The organism is Dyella sp. EPa41 (assembly GCF_016586165.1).
GTDB lineage: Bacteria > Pseudomonadota > Gammaproteobacteria > Xanthomonadales > Rhodanobacteraceae > Dyella.
In genome coordinates this window covers 1-19296 of sequence record NZ_BCPR01000024.1, presented here as the reverse complement: position 1 = coordinate 19296, position 19296 = coordinate 1, and the positions used below count along the sequence as shown (strand labels likewise).

At 62.6% G+C, this 19296-nt stretch carries 10 protein-coding genes; 2 read left to right on the top strand and 8 right to left on the bottom strand.

The genetic code is table 11. The features are described from left to right. Positions 1 to 4: 4 nt before the first annotated feature. The 8 genes from JMF82_RS09770 to JMF82_RS09735 form a co-directional block, all read right to left on the bottom strand. Complete coding sequence (locus tag JMF82_RS09770; protein ID WP_201314346.1) at positions 5 to 1132, bottom strand: HlyD family efflux transporter periplasmic adaptor subunit; 1128 nt, start codon at positions 1130 to 1132, stop codon at positions 5 to 7. A gap of 128 nt (positions 1133 to 1260) precedes the next feature. After that, positions 1261 to 2265, bottom strand: coding sequence for a hypothetical protein (locus JMF82_RS09765; RefSeq protein ID WP_201314345.1), 1005 nt, complete (start codon positions 2263 to 2265; stop codon positions 1261 to 1263). A gap of 83 nt (positions 2266 to 2348) precedes the next feature. After that, the gene (locus tag JMF82_RS09760) at positions 2349 to 4262 is read right to left on the bottom strand and encodes a prolyl oligopeptidase family serine peptidase (RefSeq protein ID WP_201314344.1); all 1914 of its coding nucleotides are present in this window, start codon (positions 4260 to 4262) and stop codon (positions 2349 to 2351) included. 10 nt (positions 4263 to 4272) lie between these two features. Then, positions 4273 to 5505, bottom strand: coding sequence for a radical SAM protein (locus JMF82_RS09755; protein ID WP_201314343.1), 1233 nt, complete (start codon positions 5503 to 5505; stop codon positions 4273 to 4275). A gap of 73 nt (positions 5506 to 5578) precedes the next feature. Continuing rightward, complete coding sequence (locus tag JMF82_RS09750; protein WP_201314342.1) at positions 5579 to 5788, bottom strand: hypothetical protein; 210 nt, start codon at positions 5786 to 5788, stop codon at positions 5579 to 5581. A 923-nt stretch (positions 5789 to 6711) separates the two neighbouring features. Continuing rightward, positions 6712 to 9834: a hypothetical protein gene (locus tag JMF82_RS09745; protein WP_201314341.1), complete on the bottom strand. Its 3123-nt coding sequence runs from the start codon at positions 9832 to 9834 to the stop codon at positions 6712 to 6714. A gap of 134 nt (positions 9835 to 9968) precedes the next feature. Continuing rightward, positions 9969 to 13202, bottom strand: coding sequence for a hypothetical protein (locus JMF82_RS09740; RefSeq protein ID WP_201314340.1), 3234 nt, complete (start codon positions 13200 to 13202; stop codon positions 9969 to 9971). Then, the gene (locus JMF82_RS09735; protein WP_201314339.1) at positions 13199 to 13966 is read right to left on the bottom strand and encodes a hypothetical protein; all 768 of its coding nucleotides are present in this window, start codon (positions 13964 to 13966) and stop codon (positions 13199 to 13201) included. Before JMF82_RS09735 ends, JMF82_RS09740 begins: the two co-directional genes overlap by 4 nt. Before the next feature lie 244 nt (positions 13967 to 14210). Here JMF82_RS09735 and JMF82_RS09730 point away from each other — a divergent pair, with 244 nt between their 5' ends. Both JMF82_RS09730 and JMF82_RS09725 read left to right on the top strand, forming a co-directional pair. After that, positions 14211 to 16400 (top strand): TonB-dependent receptor plug domain-containing protein, encoded by a 2190-nt coding sequence (locus JMF82_RS09730; RefSeq protein WP_201314338.1) that lies wholly within the window; start codon positions 14211 to 14213, stop codon positions 16398 to 16400. Between the two features lie 115 nt (positions 16401 to 16515). Beyond that, positions 16516 to 19296, top strand: a 2781-nt coding sequence (locus tag JMF82_RS09725) for an exo-alpha-sialidase (RefSeq protein ID WP_201314337.1), incomplete at its 3' end; no start/stop codon positions are given.

The window sequence follows — 19296 nt, the reverse complement described above, 5'->3', positions numbered from 1 at the left end:
ACGACTAGTCAATCGATTGCCATGGCATGGCTGCCCACTCGATGAGCCGTCGCCGCTGCAGGATGATCTGAGCCCGCAGCGTCATGCCGGGCAGCAGCGGTTGCTCTTTGCCAAAGGCGGTTACCGTGGTCTTGGAAAGGCGAGTGACGACACGATAACGGGGCGTGGTTACCTTCAACCCGGAGAGTCGCTGCACTTGATCCGGTGACACGGCTGTCCGACTGACTTCTTCCACGACTCCTCGCCCCTGGCCGTAACGCCGATAGGCAAAGGCGTCGTAGCGAAGGCGTACTTGATCGCCAACCTGCACAAAACCGATGCTTTCCGTTGGCAGCCACAGTTCAGCGCGGGGTTCTGAGTCGGTGGGAACGAGCGCCATGGTCTGAGCCTGGGCCTCGATCGCATCACCCTCATGAACCAGTACGCTTCCGACCACCCCCTCCAACGGCGCGTTCAGAATGCGCGATCGCCGCGCCTCGTTTTCGAGCATGGCCTGGGAAACGTCGGCCATACTCCTTTCAATGGCGCGTCGCTTTTCGGCCAAGGCCGCCGGGAGTGCGACGAGATCCGAGGCGGTTTCGTTGCGCTGGTGAGTGATGTCCGCCATCAAACGCTCGGAAGCCTCGATCTGCGCTTTCAGCTGAAGCGCGGTGTCGCGCTGTTGCAGTATCTGGACGCGCGATACCACACCGCTATGGCTGGCGCCGTCCCAAGCCAGGTAGAGCGACATCGCACTTTCGGCCCGGAGCCGCTGAATCGCCATCTCCTTGCTCAGGTGCGCTATCTGTTCGTCCAGAAATCCAATCTTCGTCTTCAGGTCCGATGCGCGACGCGCTGTATCGGCGCCTGCGCCCACCAGGTCGTCTCGGAAACGCGCAAGCTTGGCCGCCATTTCTTCAGCCAGCGCCGAGCGCATCGATCCGACCGCCTCGGTAACTTGGTCGTCGCTGACTTCGACCAATGGGTCGCCTTTCGCCACCCGATCGCCCTCCTTTACATAGAGCCTGGTGACAACGCCCGCACCAATGGCCTGGACGGGCAGAAGGCCGCGGCTGGGCGCAAGGACGCCTTCGGCTTTGACAAAGCTGGTGTAACTGCCAAGGCATAGGACCGAGCCAATCAGCGTCAACACGAGTCCTGCCAAACCGCAGAAGAGCCACCCAACGGGCGGCGGCCGTAACGTGATCGAAGGCAGGTTCGTTGACGCTGCCGCCGCGAGCGCTTCAGGCCGAAAGATCGAGTCGCGATTGCGGCTAATAGTCAGGGCCCCCGAAGAGGGTCAAACGTGCCCAGTGCGGATCCGGTGGGCCCAAACAGCATCGCAAACGACATCGACTCCCCATGAAAGACCGCGTAGCGAGCCGCGCCCGGGACCGCGACCGGGTCGAGTTTCAGCAACCATGTCCTGCCGTCTGCCGACACTTGAATCCACTCGGATGCGCCAAACCCCCGACTGGTGGCAAAGGCAAGGAATGGCGGGGCTTTGGTCGACAAACCAATCCACGCTTGGTCTGCGTCTGGTCGAAACGCGAGTAGCCCGTCGGGACCCAGCGCCCACGCGGATTGGTCGCCCAGGGAGGCAATGACCACGGCTGTCGGCGTTCCTGCCTGATACCTGACCAATTGACGCCCCACCCCATCCTTGCGCGTGGTCGCATAGAGGGTTTCGGCTTCCACCGAGATGGGTTGGACATTCAGCTGACCTACCAGAGCTTGGGTGTGACCGCACGCGGTCCAATACCATTGGCCGCCGAGGCGATAAGCTGCCAGCATGCCTGCTTTATCCAGGATGGCCCTGTCTGCGCCGGCAACACGACCGGTCTCCTGCGAGGGCCGGCCCTCAGGAAAGACCTTGGTTCGAACTCCTTGTTCGTCCACCTCAAGAGCAAAGAGCACCCCGCCATGGGACAAGCCGAATCGCTGCAAGGATTCACTGCGAGAGCCGCGGTGCCAAACCACGGCCTGGCGGCTGAGCGCAAACACCCCGAGTTCGTAGTCGCCGTCTCCCCGGCGACGTTGCATCACGATGTTCGATGAATCAGCGGCCCATGCATACGCCACCGCGCCTCGATCCCACGTCGTCAGGGCACTCCGGTCAGCCGGGTTATGGGCGCGGGCGATCCACACATAGGGTGTCGCGCCAACGTTCTCAATATAGGCAAGCCAAGCGCCATCCGGGCTCAGCTTAACCTCACGTTGAGTGACTACCTCATCGCTGTGCGTGACTGCAGCAAGCGCCATCAGGAATAGCGTTACCACGCGCATCCCGACGCTCCTAAGGTGTATCCGGAGGCCATCGCCCACAAGACGTCGACCTGGTCGGCGGCCCTCAGGTGTACGACAGGTCGTCATGGGGGTCCCTCTTGGAGAATTCGCGCGGAGTTGCCAATGATCGATACGTTCGGCGGCGGTGAGGGCAACGGTTCCGCAAGACGAGCATCTACGCAAGTGTGGAGGAAGTGTCTCAACAGTTCGTAGTGGTACGCGCGGGCGGGCGGCGCCGCAAGCTCATGGCCTTCACCGCGATAGATCGCCTCCAGCGCGGATTTTCCGGTCCCTCGAGCCGCCAAAGCGAAGTTCGAGGACTCCTCCATCACCGACGTCGTATCCTTGTCACCATATTCGACCAGCATGCGCGCCTGTATTCGAGCCACATGGGTCATAGGCGACTGTGCTCGTATAGAGGTTGCCTCTTCCGCTATATGGACGTCCCCCACTTCCGTGTGGATATCAGTCGCCATCCCTGGAAGGCGCTGCGGCAGCAGTTGCGCAAAAGCCTCCAAGTCCCCGCCTCCATTGAGTGATGCGCTGCAAGCAACCGTGTCGGGTCGTTTGGCTGCGAGCGCCAAGGCTGCAAAGCCTCCAAAGCTACCTCCCATGGAGATGCCTGCCGTCCGGTTAACGTGATAGCGGCGAGTGAACCAGTCGACCGCGATAGCGATATCGTCAATGACTTTTCCGCCCCATTCGCGGTTACTGGCGTGGGCGAATTGGTCGCCAAAGCCCGTGGATCCGCGAAAGTTGACGCGCAGCACCCAAAAGCCCAAGGACTGCAGCCAATACGTTTCCGGATCAAACGTTGACGTATCTTGGCGGTGCGGTCCGCCATGTAGCTTCACCACAAACGGACACGCGGTGACTCGGCATGTATGTGATGGCGGGGACACGAGCACCTGAAGTCGAACGCCATCGCCGCCGTCCAGCCAGTGCACCATGGTTTCTGGCATGGGGCCGTCGCGCTCACTTGGACGCGCTGCGAACATATAGGTCAGCTCGCCGCTTGAGCGGTGATAGATGTAGTAGCGGGGCGGTTCGCGAGCAGACATCGAGGCGATCAACCACACACGATCGTCCTGAGAGCGCGAGACGATATAGGGAAAGGCTCGGAGACTGGACGTAAGGGCCTGGAGCTCCGGGGCCAGCAGAGAGCTTGCCACCCAATAAGGTGCTGCCTTGGTTGACGCATAGGCGTCGACCTCGCCCGTCGTCGGATTGATCGTTGTCCACGTGATATCGGCCTCAGTCATCCGCTCCACGCGCACGGGTTGGTCGCCACGTAGATCGATCCTTTTCAGGATGCGAAATCCCTGTTCGTCCATGCTCCGAAACCACAGGTACCGGCCGTTATTGGAGGCACTGACAACGGAGTCCGACCCGGCTGGCACGTAACCTGGGCCCATCGCTGTATTAAGCCCGCGCCACGCGCCGTCGGGCTGACGGATCGCGCGCAGCAATCCGCGACCATCGAACCCTACATCGCGCGATCGGCCTAGTTCGGCGCCGATGGCCAAGTACCCCGAACCAAAGTCAACGCGTTGCACATGAAGATTGGCCGATCGATCCTGCGTGAGAACGACAAACGCGTCGCCCGATTCCTCCCCAAACCCGGCGATCGTTTCCTGTAGGTCTATGAGGCGCGGCGGAGCTGCCGGTGAAGGAACATAGAGCAACACTGGACGTCCTCCGTCCGGTCGTTCGAACAAGAGGTACGACGAGCCGTCCGCCGACACCTGATAACCCATCATGGTGGAAGGCCAATCCGCAACATCTTGGACCCCTTGATCCTTGAGACGGCGCCGTCGAAGAGTTTCGCCCCGTTCCGTTCGCTCGACGTAGGTGAGAGCGGTACCGTCCTTCGAGAGCCGGACATGGTGATACACATCGCCTTCGGCGACGATCGAGAGGGTTCCAGCGCGAGCCTGTCCGGCCACCATGACCAACCAGAACACCGCAGTTTGGATGCACAGGACGGCGAGGCCCAACGTCCTCATCTCACGCCCTCAGGAAGGCCTGGCGATGCAGGCCCCGCGAAGAGGCGAACTGCAGCGGATGATGCTCGAGAGCGTCCAGCATGCGCTGCTCGGGTAGCCCGGCAAGCAGCGCGTGGTGAGCCACGTGCGAATAGATCTTCATCAAGCCCTCGCAAAGCACGGAAGCATTATCGAATCCGTTGGTGTCGCTCCAGCGGTTGACCTGGACGCCGTGCTGCAGTCCCCCCTTGCAGTAGTTACGCCAAACGCACGGCTGACATTGATCGGCGAGTCGTGTGGGCAGTTCCCGCAGCAGGGCGGAGGCTGGGGAGTTGGCAAAGTCGCGGAGCGAGGAAGTCCGAACGTTGAACGACCCGGTGTTCAGCCGGGTGGGCTTCAACTCATCCACGCCAACACTTCCGTCGCTTTCGATGGTGACGTGCTGCATCCGCGAGTGTCCTGAGGCGTCTTGGGTTTGTTGTTCGCCTCCCGCAAAGAACGACAACAACTGGCTGAACATACGCACGTAGATGTCCCGATTGTTGTCCCTGGCCCACTCATCGAACACGTCACATAGGAACTGGGCGTAGACCATGACGTCTTGGCTCTCGAAGCTGTCATGCGTATCCATCGGCAAGTGGAAGGTCATGCCACGCACACCAAGATCATCCACAAAGTGACGATAGGTGGCTTTCCCACTAGCCAGAGGGTGAATGACGGAAATCACGCCGGGCCAAGGAAAAGCGCCGAGCTTGGCGTGCTTTTGGAGTAGCCTCAGACCGTCCACGGTCCGACGGTATGTGCCCCGGCCCCGATGATCCTTTCGCTCAAGATCATTGATGTAACTCGTCCCGTCTAATGAAACACCCACGCCGATGCGGTGCCGCGCGAAGATATCAATCCACTCATCGTCAAGCAGCATGGCATTTGTTTGGACGCCCAGGCGCACGCTGGGTACACCGGTTAGCGCGTCGCGCAAGAGGAATGCAAAAGCGTCAAAATCGCGCTTGCCAAGCATGAGGGGTTCGCCGCCGTGAAAAACCACATTCGCACTTTTGGCGCCGAGCTCTCGTACGCCTTGGGCCAGGTACGCCGCGGTGTCCGCCATAACGCTTCGCGACATCTTGATGGGGCGATCCTTGAACGACTCCTCCCCTTTGTTAAAGACATAGCAATACGAACAGTTGATATTGCATCGCGCCGCCACTTTTATAACTGCTTCGACGTGATAGACGGTTTCCAGCAGATTGCTCATCGCCCCTCCCATCCCTTGGCAGGAAATGACGCGCGGATGATTCCGCGCGTCATCATTTACGGTTTACCTGGCTTTAGCTCGCCATTTGACCAACATGCAGGATTTCCTTCCAGAAGCCGCCCTGGCCTGGCCCGGAGCTGTCCTGATGAAACTGTTCAAACCAGTCGGCGCCGCTGACCGCAATACCATCGATCTGCTGACGCGTGAGTTCGGTCGCCTCGCTTGGTGTCGTCTCGTACCCGTGCTTCGCAAACTGAGCACGCAATTTTTCACTGACTGACATGCCTCTTCTCCTTGTGATGGCCGCAAAGGGCCGTAATGGGCTGCCCGTTAGGCAACCCAAAGCGATGCTTTGGCAGTAAGGTGAGTCGCGCCGCTAATGCGGCGCTAGGAGGCCACGCGTGGAACAACCCACACGCACAGCTTGGACGAGGCAAGCTCCCTAAGATTCCATTCAACAATATGTCTCTCAAGACACCTTCCCACCGAGCTCCTCCTTGAATCACTCGGCACCAACGAGCGCTGCGCGCGTCGGACCCTGAATTCAATCTATCACAAGAAATTACGATTTTGTGTCGGCGAAGCTGTGAAGACCGTCACGGGATCGGGGGCGTTGCAAGTGCTCGATGAGCCCCACACCTGGCCGCTGCGGGGAACTTTCCCTGGAACTCATGAGCCGTCTTGGGCTGGACCGGTGCGCGGCCTAGCTGTATGCGATTTCTTGCGTCCGGCTGCCCGCGACTTGGGTCCCGCCGTGTCCGCGCAAAGAGCCGCCCTCTTGCCTGTAGTCCCCGACCGCCTTATCGCATGCGATAAGGTGGATAACGCGTGAGTGTGCTGGCGTACGTGTCTCCCGACGCCTATCCCCGATCGCTGGTTGTAGGCCAACCTACATTAGCCTCACGAGGCGCCGGTCGTTCTTGTCGTCAGACAGCAAGACCAGGTCACTTGCCACTTCGAGCTCGTCGGCCCCTGGGCCGGTTGGCCTTTGCGCCAGAACCAGTGACCTGAGCCGAAACGTGTAACCACCCGCACAGTGCGCCGTGGTCGGGGTGTCGAACAGAATTTCGGTCAGGAAGGTGGGAGCCATGCCACAGGCCGAAAGACACGAACCACTCGCGTTTATTGACGAGCCCAGGACATATTCGAACGGCCCATCAAGTCTATAGGCACACGCGTGTGCAAGCGCGTGGCCTATAACGTATCTCACAAGGCGATCTGTTTTTGCCCGGCCGCCTTAAGCTGTGCATTGATCGCTGCCAGATCGGCATGCTTCAACTGCTTCCACGCATCCAGCGTGGCGGTCAGTGTCTGCGTGAGTGCAGCGTAGGACGCCAGGGCATCTTTGCTGGGGTCGGCATCGGCACCATCGACCGCTTGCTTGAGCTTGCCCAGGTTGATCGAGAGCGCGCTCAGGCTATCGGTGCGCCTGGGTGGTGCGCCCATGCTGTTGCGCGGATCGGGATGCAGCTCGACGCCGGATAGGTCCTTGGTCTTGTCCAGCAGGCTCGCGATCTGGGTGTGCAGCGTGTTGTCAGCGTGAGCCTGTCGCGCGTCCAGCTCCTTGAGCAAGTGGGTGGCCTCGTTCGTGGCCACTCCCGTTTGTTCGGCGGCTTGCTCTACCTTGCGTGCCAGCGCAAATTCGCGCTGCAAGGCGGCGTCGGAAACCTTCACGCGAGGATCGACAAGCAGCCGCAACGGCTGTCGATAGCGCCGGCCATCGACATCGAGCTCAACGGTGTAGTTGCCGGGTGGCGCCCACACGCCCAGGTTTTCCTTCTCGGGGTCCGGCGTGGCGGCTACTGGCTGCGGATAGTGCAGATCCCACACGAAGCGATGCATGCCGGCGGTCGTGGAAAGGCGTATCGGTTCGGGCACCCATTCCGGCGCGGCATTGAGCTTGCTCGCATCCGGCGGTGTCACCGCGTCGGCGCTACTGAAGGCGCGCACTTTGTTGCCCTGTGCGTCGAACACGGTCAACGTCACGCTGCCCTTGATGCCTTTGGGCAGTGCGTAGTCGATGACGGCACCGTCGGGCGGGTTCGCCGCCATCGGCTCGTCCTTCGGGAACGGTGTGCCGGTGAAGCCGGGCGGTCGCACGCGGATCGCGTCGGCCGGCTTGAACAAGGTGACCGCGCCGGCGTGCACGTCGCTGACCTGCTGCAGCGCCGTGACATTGTCCATGATCCAGAAACCGCGACCGTGCGTGGCGATGACCAGGTCGCTGCCATGCACGTCGATGTCGCGTACCGAGGTCATCGGCAGGTTTTGCTGTAGCGGTTGCCAATGCGCGCCATCGTCGAAGGACACGTAGATGCCCTTTTCGGTACCGGCGTACAACTGACCACGCTTGGCGGGATCCTCACGCACGACGTTGACGAAGCTGCCGGCGGGAAGCCCGGCATCGATGCGCGTCCAGCTGCTGCCGCCGTCACGGGTGCGGTAGATGTAGGGCGTATCGTCGTCCAGCCGATGACGATCAACGGCCAAATAGGCAACCTTGGCGTCGTAGTGGGACGGTTCGATGCCGCCGACTTTTGACCATGGCGTCAGCGCGTCAGGCGTCACCTGGCGCCAATGTTCGCCGTCGTCGTCGCTACGCCAGACCAGCCCGTCGTCCGTGCCTACCCACAGCGCCTTGGCGCTGAGCGGTGAAGGTGCGATGGTGTAGATCACGCCACGGCGCGCATCGATGTGATTGTCGTCAGCCGCCGTGGCCGCGTCGAGATTGGACGGTATGCCGGCATCCTCGCGGGTCAAGTCGGGGCTGATCGGCGTCCAGTGATCGCCACCGTCGGCGGTGCGGAACAACCGCTGGTTGGCGAAGTACAACACCTTCGTATCACGCTTGGAGAACGTCAGCGGCAGCGTCCACGCGCCACGATAGTGCGCGGCGGGATAGGCCAGCGTGGGGTCGACGTCACGCGTCTGCCCGCTATGGGTGTCGAGCTTGTCGACATTGCCGCCGTAGACGATGTCCGGGTCGTCGGGATCAGGGGCAATCATGCCGCTCTCGCCGCCGGGCGTGATCTCGTGAAATTGCGCCATGGTGATCCCATCACCGCCGCCACGGCTTGGTAGCGCCACCGCGCCGGAATCTTGTTGCGCACCGTAAACCCAGTACGGGAAGCGGTTGTCCGTGCTGACGTGATAGATCTGCGCCGTTGGCTGGTTGAACCAAGTGCTCCAGGTCTTGCCGCCGTTGAGCGTAACGATGGCCCCCTGATCGACACCCAGGATCTGTCGGGACGGCTCGGTCGGGTCGATCCACATCTGGTGGAAATCGTCGCCGGTTGGATCGCCCTTCATGGCGACAAACTGCTTGCCGCCGTCGTCGGAGCGCAACACGATCGTATTCATCACGTAGACGCGATCGGCATCTTTCGGATCCACCGTCAGGCGTGAGAAGTACCAACCGCGCTTCCAGATACGCCCGTCGTCGGAGAGGTGCGTCCAATGCGCGCCGCCGTCCTCGGATCGGTACAGACCGCCCTCGCCCTCTGCAGCGTCGACCAGGGCATACACGCGATTGGGCTGACTTGGTGCCAGCGCGATGCCAATGCGGCCCGGATGTGCAGGAAAGCCGTTGCCTTGCAACTGGCTCCAGTGATTGCCGCCGTCATGCGATACATACAGGCCACTTCCCGGCCCGTTCGAGGGTGGATACACGCTCCACGGTGGGCGCCGCGTTTGCCACAGCGCCGCGTAGATCGTGTCAGGGTCGCCCGGCTTGAAGGCCAGATCGATCGCGCCAGTGTCGGCGTCCTTGAACAGCACCTTGTCCCAATGCTTGCCGCCGTCGGTAGTGCGGAATACGCCGCGCTCGGCATTGGCACCATAGGCGTGGCCAAGCGCGGCGGTGAACACCACCTTGGGGTTACGCGGATCCACCAGCACACTGGCAATCTGCCGTGTGTCTTCCAGGCCAATATGGGTCCAGTGCTTGCCGGCATCCGTTGATTTGTACATGCCATCGCCATGGGCGATGTCCGAGCGCATGTCCGCCTCACCCGAGCCCACGTAGATCGTGTTCGGGTCGGATGGCGCCAAGGCCAACGCGCCAATCGAACCAGCCTGTTGCCCGTCGAAGATCGGCTGCCAGGTACGTCCCGCATCCTGGGTCGCCCATACGCCACCATCGACCGCACCAAAATAGAAATGGCGGCTGTCTCCAGGAATGCCGGCGACCGTCAGCACACGACCACCGCGAAATGGCCCGATCAGGCGCCAGTGCAGATCCTGGTACAACGAAGGATCAACGGCCGCATGCGCGCTAAGCGCTGTGGAGATGCCAAAGGCGAGAACGGCAAGGCGGTGACGCAAGAGCATGGGCAATTCCTTGGTACAAAGCGAGTCAAAGGGTTAATGCGACGCTGACAACCATTGGCCAGATCGCGAATGAATCAGGGCGCCGAGGCGCCCCGATTCTTGCCATCTTTCGACTTTCACGGTGAGCGCCGTCTTCAATCGCGCTCTTGCTCCAGGCCCCTCATGGCCGCCTCCAGCGCCGCCTTGCCACCGCCCGCTGCACCATCCTCCTCCGGCATCGTCTCCGGCACCGTGATTTCCTTGAGGTGCTTCGCGCTGAGCATAGCGTTGGTCTTGCGCAGGTCGTCGGCGGTGAAATCGGCATAGGCCTTCTGCACATCACCGAGCTCGCGCTTGAGCGCGTCGAGCGAAGCCAACTGGTAGTCCGACGGACGGCCCTCGTACGACATGATCGCTCCGTACAGTTCATCGGTGTGCTCGCGCAGGCGCAACTCACCCGTGATCGCCCCGCCTTCGGTCGTCGCCACGATCTTCTTGCGAATATCGTTCGCCTTGTCGCCGAGATCGGCGAGCTGTTTGCGGGTGGCATCCTCGGCGGGCAGCGTGGCGGCTTCGGCCTCAGCGTCGTGACGCACCGAGTTGATCCGGGCCACCAGGTCGCTCATGTCACCAAACAGTTGCTTGACCCGGTTGGCGGCGTCGAACTGCGCCTGGCGATCGGCCACGCTGAACTTGTCGCGGCGATCAAGACCGACCTCGAGCTTGCTCTCGAACATGTCCTTGCCCTTGGTCATGCGCACCGTATAGGTGCCCGGCGGTACGCGTGGCCCCTGGATGGAGTTGCCAGCGATCTGCGCAGCCGGAGGCACGCGCGGCGCCTTGGTCTGCATCGTCCATTGGACCCGGTTGATGCCACGACGCACACTGGCCGGAATGGTATCGACCAGGTTGCCCTTGCTATCCAGCACGTCGATCTTGAGCTTGCCAAACAGATGACGATCGCGCTGGTAGTAGGTGATGACCGCGCCCTCCGGGGGATTCTGGCCGACGAAACCGGCGTCTCCGCCCGGCCAGCCGCCAAACGCATCGATGCGTTGCTGAATCGGCCGCGACGGCAAGAACGTCGCTTCGCTGCCGAGGATCTTGGGATCGAGCGCGCGCAATGGCGTGATGTCATCGACGATCCAGATGCCACGGCCATGGGTGGCCAGTACCAGGTCGCCATCGCGCGGCTGGATGGCGATATCGCGCACGGCCACGGCCGGGAAGTCCCCGCCCTTGAACTGCGCCCAGTTTGCCCCGCCATTGATCGAGATCCACAGGCCGAACTCGGTGCCGGCAAACAACAGGTTCGGCTTGAGCGGATCCTGCCGGATGACGTGCACATAGCCACGCAGACCCTTGTTGTCCTGCCCTGTCACCAGGGGAGTCCACGATTGGCCGTAATTGGTGGTCTTGTAGATATACGGGTTCATGTCGCCAAAGCTGTGGCGATCGAACGCTGCGTAGGCGGTGCCGGCCTCATGCGGACTTGCCTCCACCCATGACACCCAGGTGTCGGCAGGTTGGCCCTTGATACTGCCGCCAACCTTGGTCCAGCTCTTGCCGCCATCGCGGGTGAGCTGCAGATTGCCATCGTCCGTGCCGACCCAGATCAGGCCGGCCTGCTTCGGCGATTCGCTGATCGAGTAAATCGTCGTATAGGTTTCCGCCGCGGAGTTGTCCACGGTGACGCCGCCGGACTTCTCCTGTTCCTGCTTTTTCGGATCGTTGGTGGTCAGGTCCGGCGAGATGCGCTGCCAACTCTGTCCATGGTCGCGCGAGCGGAACAGGAACTGCGCGCCCATGTAGATCGTGCCCTTCTCGTTCGGGCTCAGCGCGATCGGCGTGTTCCAGTTCCAGCGCAACTTCTCGTGGTAGTTCGCCTTGGGCTGAATGTCTCGCGCTTCATGGGTATGCCGGTTGACGCGCGTGATGCTGCCGCCCTGCGTCTCCATGTAGATGTAATCGGCATCGGCCGGGTCGGCGAACATCCAGAAACCGTCGCCACCGCAATAGTTCGTCCATTGCTGGTTGGTGATGCCACCGGGATAGGCGGAATCACCTACCCAGCAGGCGTTGTCTTGTATGCCGCCATAGACACGGTAGGGATCGGCGTCGTCCACGCTCACGTGGTAGAACTGCGATACCGGCAGGTTGTTGCCCTTCCACCATTTGTTGCCTCCATCCGTCGAATACCACAGTCCGCCGTCGTCGCCGACGATGGCATGCCGGGTATTGCGCGGGTCGATCCACAGCACATGCGAATCGCCATGGGCGCCGCCACCGACATTGGAGAAACTCTTGCCGCCGTCGAGACTCTGGATCAGCCTGAGATCGGGCTTGAACAAGCGATCCGGGTTGTTCGGATCGACGATCAGGCTGGCGAAGTAGAACGGCCGCCATACCATCAACTGGCTCTTGTCACGCTGCTGCCAGGTCTTGCCACCATCGTCGGAACGGTACAACGCCGAATCCGTCGACTCGACCAGGGCGTACACGATGGCCGGATTCGAAGGCGCCACCGTCACCGCGATACGGCCAAACGGTTGCTTCGGGAAACCCTGGTTGGCCGCGGCGGTGACTTCGGTCCATGACTGGCCGCCATTGGCGGAGCGGAACAGGCCGCTGCCGGACGGTGCGGTCGGTGATTCGCCGCCGGAACGGAAGGTCCAGCCCTTGCGACGGAAATCCCACAGGCCGGCGAAGATCACGCTCGAGTCCTTGGGATCCATCGAGATCGAGGCACAGCCCGTGGAGAGATTCTTGCCGGTAAGCACGAGCTTCCAGTGCTTGCCACCGTCACTGGTCTTGTACAGGCCACGATCGGACGAATCGCTCCACAGCTTGCCTGGAGCGCACGCGTAGACGGTATTGCTGTCCTTGGGATCGATCAGGATCTTGGCGATACGTTCGGAGCCCTTCAGGCCCATGTTGGTCCACGTTTCGCCACCATCGGTGGACTTGTAGATGCCGTCGCCGACGGACACGGAGTTGCGCGTCCACGACTCGCCGGTACCGACCCAGATGGTTTCGTGGTTGGACGGATCAATCGCGATATCACCGATCGACTGCACCGCCTGCTTGTCGAATACCGGCTTGTAGGTGGTACCGCCGTCGCTGGATTTCCAAACGCCACCGCTCGCCGCACCGACGTAGACGGTCAGCTTGCCGTCCTTCTCCGGCACGGCGGCGAGCGCGGAGATACGTCCGCTCATGGCGGCCGAGCCGATGTTGCGTGCACCGAGGCCGGAGATCACGCCGGCGTCGAATTTGGCCGGCGTTTTCGGCGCGTCAGGCGCTGCCGCTTGCGCGTCCGCAGCGAACGAAAACGACGAGAGAAGCACGATGGCGGGTAGCACCGCGAGCTTGCACGGAAGGTGTTTCATGGCTTCGCTCCTGCAGCGGCGTGCGCGGCCCCGGTGTGCGGAAAAGCGAAGAGGGCGTCGTCCATCGCCACGTTGGCTACAGCCTTCTCGATCGTGATCTGCAGCTTGGCAAACGGGCCGGCCTCCTTGGTCGATGAGGAAATGGAGAACGGGAAATACACCCCGTCGACCTGTTCGTAATCACCGTAGTCGGTCACGGTCTCGACGTGGGTGCCACGCACGACCTGGTCGGCGATCGTGCGTATCTCGAGGTAGTGGTCCGGATCGAGATAGACGTACTCGATATCGCCGTTTTTCAGCGTGACCTTGAGCTTGTGGGCCTCGGTGCCGTCGATGTCTTCGGTGCCGAGGTACTCGAGCCTGTTGCCCTGGCCCTTCCAGTCCACCAGCGGGCCGCCTATCGGCGCGTCATCGGACAGGCTCTTGGCGTCGTCACCGGATATCGCCTCGGGATCCCGGCGTCCTTCGAAGGGGGAGATCTGCCAGGCGCTCTTGCCGTCCCAGGCCTGGATCTGCGTCAGGCCCTGGATGGTGGCCTCGGTGCGCACCGAATCGGGTGCCTTCTTGTACTGGGCAAGGGCCAGCTCGAACTGGCCACCGACGCGCAGCTTGCCGTCGAGCTTGATCGACTTGATGGCGTGGATCTTGTCGAGCCCGCCACGGGCGTCGACGTTCTTGGCCACCAACTCATCGGCAGTCATGGCGTGCGCCGACGTGGCCATGAGCAGCAGCCCGGCCACCAGGAACAACGATTGTGTAGGCATGAAACCAAACCTCCCGCTGATGAAGCCTGCGCCAAGTACTCACACCCGGTCGCAGCGCGACCGGCCAAGAAGACGGATGCAAGGCTGGCGCCGATCCCCTGGCGACGCCGCTGACTCCCGACACTACACAGGTCACAGTAGTGGCACGATGGGACAGAAGTCATGGAACTAAACGCTTGGCCTATGGCGATGCCCTTGCCAATGGAAGATAAAGAGCGCTTTGCCTCGCCACCCTGGGTAGCCCTTGTCGATTCCCAATCACACCGCCCGGCCGCTGATCCTGGCCCTGTCCTTGGCTTCCATGACCGCACTGGCGCAACAGGCGCCCGATACGCCAGTCGACCATGCCCTGAGCTCGCCAAAGCCGGCGACCAATCTTCCGGTCGTCGAAGTCAAAGGCCAGAGCTGGCGCCAGACCCTCAAGGCCAAGCTCGAGCACATGCTGGCCGAAGTCGACGGCACCCTGATCACCGTGACCAAGAAGACCACGGTGACGCATCTGGATCAGCAGCCCACGGTGATAGGCAACAACCTCGACCAGCTGCTGGTACGCACTCCCGGCATCCAGGTATCCCAGCAGCCAACCCCAACCCAGTTCAACCTGAGCTATCGGGGCCTTGGCAATCCGCAGGAATCCGAATACGTGCTGGTGATGCAGGACGGCATCCCGCTGGAAAGCGACTGGATCGGCTTTCCCACCCTGTATGCCATGCCGCTCAGCCAAGGCCTCGCCGACGTGGAGTTGATCCGTGGCGGCTCCAGCCTGTTGTACGGGCCCGAGCCCGCACCCGTGCTCAACTTGGTGTCGCGCCGCCCGGCTGCCGACGCGCCGTTGTCGTTCACCACCGAACAGGTCGTGGGCAACCGCGGCTTGTACTCGACCTTCAATGCGCTCGAAGGCAGTAGCGGACGCTGGAGCTACCGCGTCGACGCCGGCTATGTCCGCAGCGACGGCACCCGCCCCAACGCGGACTCGCAGATGCGCCAGGCGGATCTCTACCTCGCCTACCGCCCGACCGCGCAACAACAGTGGTGGCTGGACCTGCACGTGATCGACGCGGCCTCCGGCGATGCCGGGCGGCTGAGCTACCCGCAATGGCAGGCCAACCCGCAGGCGACACCTACGCCATACAACCGGGACTGGGTCGATCGCGACCAGCTGGTGCTGGGGCATAGTCGCGAGTTCGGCGATGGCTGGCTGTTGACCGGCAAGCTGTGGTTCGCCTACCAGGACCTCGCCAGTCGTGCGGCCAACGGGGCACTGCCGCCCCAGCCGCCACCGTCCACCACCACACTCCAGGACGAGCAATTCCGCAGCACCGGCCTGGATCTGCGCCTGCGCAAGCGGTGGGGCCAGGGCAATGCCTTCACCATCGGCACCACCTTGTTCGACGGCGACGACCCGTTCCGGCAGTGGACCAGCACCGACCTCTACGTCGACCGCGACGACCGCAGCGGCACGCCACGGTTGGTGCAGGCGCGCAGCTCGCATTACGCCTCGGTGTTCGCCGAAAACGTGTTCCGTCTGCCGCACCGCTTCCATATCGTGCCCTCGGTTCGACTGGAGCACGAACGGGTAGCGGTGGAGGAAACCGTCAAACCGCCCTTCCTCCGCCGCCCGCTGATCAACGAGGCGGATGCGCGCACGGTGCCGCTGTTCGGGCTGGGCGTCGGCAACGACTTTGGCCACGGCAACGAGACCTATTTCAACGTGTCGCAGGGCTGGCGGCCGCTGCGCTACTTCGACATGGCCTCGCCGTTCGCCAATATCGTGCCGGGGCGTGCGCCTGATCCGTCCAAGTCGCTGTCCTGGGAAGCCGGCGTACACGGTGTGCCGGTCACCGGCCTCTACTACGACGCGAGCCTGTTCTGGATCGACTTCAAGAACCGCATCGAGGCGCAGCACATCAACGCCACCGACGTGATCGAGGTGAACACCGGCAACACCCGCAGCCGCGGCATGGAGGGGCAGCTCAACTACGACTTCTTCGCGCGGACCTCGCTGGCTGATCGCGACGAGCACCTGGAAGGCTTCCTCAATGCCAGCCTGTTGAATGCCCGTTTCACCGCCAGCGCCATACCGGGACAAGTCGGCAAGATACCGGCCTATGCGCCGCGCTATCTGCTGAAGGCCGGCGTGACCTGGCGCGTCGAACAACGCGTCAAGCTCAGCCTGACGGCGGTGTCCTCGGCGGCGCAGTATTGGCAGGACTCCAATCAGCCGCTGGGCAGCGGCAATACGTATCTGCCGGCACGGATTCCCGCCTATACCGTGTTGGATATCGCGAGCGACTGGCAGCTCAATCGCACCGTCAAGCTGCTGGGGGGCATCGGCAATCTCAGCAATCGCCAGTATTACAGTCGGGTGTGGCAGACGGGACTGGAGCCGGCGGCGGGACGCACCTGGTATACCGGCGTGAAGCTCACCCTGTGAGGGACGACGTGGCACGTCGCCGCTCGCCCGCCCTACTCTTCCCACAACGATGTCGCCACTCCGCCGCGAGAGCCGCCTCATGTTGAAACGCCAAGCGCTTTGTCCCGTCATCGTGATGGCCGGCCTTTTATTACTGGCCGGCGCCCATCAGGCCCGGGCGGCTGACGCCACTGGGCCGGGTTCGAGCGTGCTCGATTCGCTTGAATGGCGGCAGGTAGGACCGTTTCGAGGCGGCTGGGCGACGATGGCGACCGGTGTGTCGACGCAGCCCAATACGTTTTACATGGGCACGGCCGGAGGCGGCGTGTGGAAGACCGGCGATGCCGGGCGCACCTGGCAATCGCTATTCGACGAACAATCGGCCTCGCCCGTCGGCGCGTTGGCCGTAGCGCCGTCCGATCCAAACGTCATCTACGTGGGTACCGGCGAAGTGGCTGCCCGCTACGACGTCGGTGCGGGCAACGGCGTGTATCGCTCGGTGGATGGCGGCAAACACTGGCAACACGTCGGTCTGGATGCGACTCGCCACATCGGCGCCATCCTGGTGGATCCCATGCATCCCGATACCGTGCTGGTAGGAGCCCTCGGCCACTACTACGGCCCGAACCAGGAGCGCGGCGTGTTCCGCTCCACTGATGGAGGCAAGACCTGGAAACAGACACTCTTCATCGATGCGAGTACCGGAGTGGTCGATCTGGCCGCCGATCCCGATCACCCCAACATCATTTATGCCGCGGCCTGGCAAGTGCGCAACTATCCGTGGTTGTCCTATTTCCAGCCCAACGCCGGGCCGGGCAGCGGGCTCTACCGCTCCAGCGACGGCGGTATCAGCTGGAAGCGCATCAGTGGACATGGCTGGCCCAGCGACACGCTCGCACGCATTGGCATCGCGACGGCGGGTCATGGTCGCGTCTATGCCGTAGTCAACGATGCGACGACGAAAAGCGAGAGCGGGCTGTACCGATCGGATGACGACGGCGCGACGTGGCACGCGACCAGTCACGAAGGCTGGCTCGCCAACGACTACTTCAGCCGCATCACCGTCGATCCCGACAACCGCGACCGCATCTACTCCGCCGGACAGTCTATCCGCCGTTCCGATGACGGCGGTCAACACTGGACGGTCTTCAAAGGCGCGCCAGGCGGCGACGATTACCACTACCTGTGGATCGACCCGAAAAATACGCAGCGGATGATTACCGCCAGCGATCAGGGCGCGGTGGTCAGCACCAATGGCGGTCAAAGTTGGAGCAGCTGGTACAACCAGCCCACCGGCCAGTTCTACCACCTCAGCGCCGATCAGCAGTTTCCGTACTGGATTTATTCCGGCCAGCAGGACTCGGGCACCGTCGGTATCGCCAGTCGCAGCGACTATGGCTCGATTTCCTATCGCGACTGGCGTCCGGTCGGCGGCGACGAGCGCGACTACGACCTGCCGTACCCGGGCGACCCCAACATCGTGTTCGGCTCCGGCCTCGGTGGGCGCGTATCGCGCTGGGATCGGCGCACGGGCGCCGTGCAAAACGTCACGCCATGGCCGGTCAACAGCTACGGAGAGCGTCCGACCGACTTCAAATACCACTACACCTGGATCACCCCGATCGCGTTCTCGGCGCAGGCTCCCTATGCCTTGTATCTGGGTGCGCAAGTGCTGTTCCGCAGTACCGACCAGGGCCGGCACTGGGATGTGATCAGTCCCGAGTTGAACGCCAGGAAAGGTGGCGCAACGCATTGCGACGAATCCCCCACCACGGCACAAGCGCGCGACTGCGGCTATGGCGTGATCTATAGCATCGCGCCGTCGCCTCGGAGCAACGACGAAATCTGGATCGGTACCGACGACGGCCTCATCCAGCTCACGCGGGACGGCGGCAAGAGCTGGCACAACGTCACTCCGAAAGACCTGCCCGAGTGGGCGCAGGTCAGCTCATTGGATGTCTCGTCGCTGCAAGCGGGCACCGCGTATGCCGCCGTGGACAATCACCGCCAGGACGATTTCAATCCGCATGCCTGGCGCACGCAGGATTACGGCGCCAGTTGGACCGACATCGCCGGGGGATTGCCGGCAGGCAGCTTCGTCAGCGTCGTGCGCGCGGATCCCGTGCGTGCCGGACTGCTCTACGCCGGCACCGACCGCGGCGCCTTTGTTTCGTTCGACGACGGCACGCACTGGCAATCGCTGCAACGCAACCTGCCGACCGCCTGGGTCCGTGACCTGCTCGTGCACGGCAACGACTTGATCGCCGCCACTCAGGGCCGCGCGATCTGGATTCTCGACGACGTAACGCCCTTGCGCCAGGCTACCGTCGGCACCGAACGCGCCGCGGCGCACCTCTATACACCGGCAACGGCACTGCGTGTGCGCGCAAACCAAAACAAGGACACGCCACTGCCGCCTGAAACGCCGGTTGGCAAGAATCCACCTGGCGGCGCGGTGATCGACTATCGGCTCGCAGCCAACGCCAAGGGGCCCGTAACTCTCGACATCCTCGACAGCGACGGCAAACTCGTGCGCCAGTTCTCCAGCGCCGATCAACCACCGACGCTCGACGCTGAGCGGTACTTCGCGGACGACTGGGTGAAGCCACCGGCCGCGCTGTCCACTAAGGCCGGTACCCATCGCTTTGTATGGGATCTGCGCTATCCGCGCCCGCAGGCAATTGAGTACGGCTACAGCATCGCCGCCACCTGGGATTCGGACACGCCGGTGACACCAGAAGGGCCGCTCGTCTTGCCGGGCAACTATCAAGTGGTGCTTCACGTGGACGGCAAGTCGTATCGCGCGCCGCTGCTCGTCGCGCTGGACCCGCGCGAGCAGGTCAGCCAGGACGAACTGGCCGCCGGGCTCACCTACTCGCGCAACATAGCGGCTTTGCTTCAACGCGTATGGCAAGGC

What these genes read in the sequence shown, in the direction of transcription:
- JMF82_RS09765 (WP_201314345.1), bottom strand. Translation starts at nt 2,265, where the DNA reads ATGCGCGTGGTAACGCTATTCCTGATGGCGCTTGCTGCAGTCACGCAC.
- JMF82_RS09740 (WP_201314340.1), bottom strand. Translation starts at nt 13,202, where the DNA reads ATGAAACACCTTCCGTGCAAGCTCGCGGTGCTACCCGCCATCGTGCTT.
- JMF82_RS09750 (WP_201314342.1), bottom strand. Translation starts at nt 5,788, where the DNA reads ATGTCAGTCAGTGAAAAATTGCGTGCTCAGTTTGCGAAGCACGGGTAC.
- JMF82_RS09735 (WP_201314339.1), bottom strand. Translation starts at nt 13,966, where the DNA reads ATGCCTACACAATCGTTGTTCCTGGTGGCCGGGCTGCTGCTCATGGCC.
- JMF82_RS09755 (WP_201314343.1), bottom strand. Translation starts at nt 5,505, where the DNA reads ATGAGCAATCTGCTGGAAACCGTCTATCACGTCGAAGCAGTTATAAAA.
- JMF82_RS09745 (WP_201314341.1), bottom strand. Translation starts at nt 9,834, where the DNA reads ATGCTCTTGCGTCACCGCCTTGCCGTTCTCGCCTTTGGCATCTCCACA.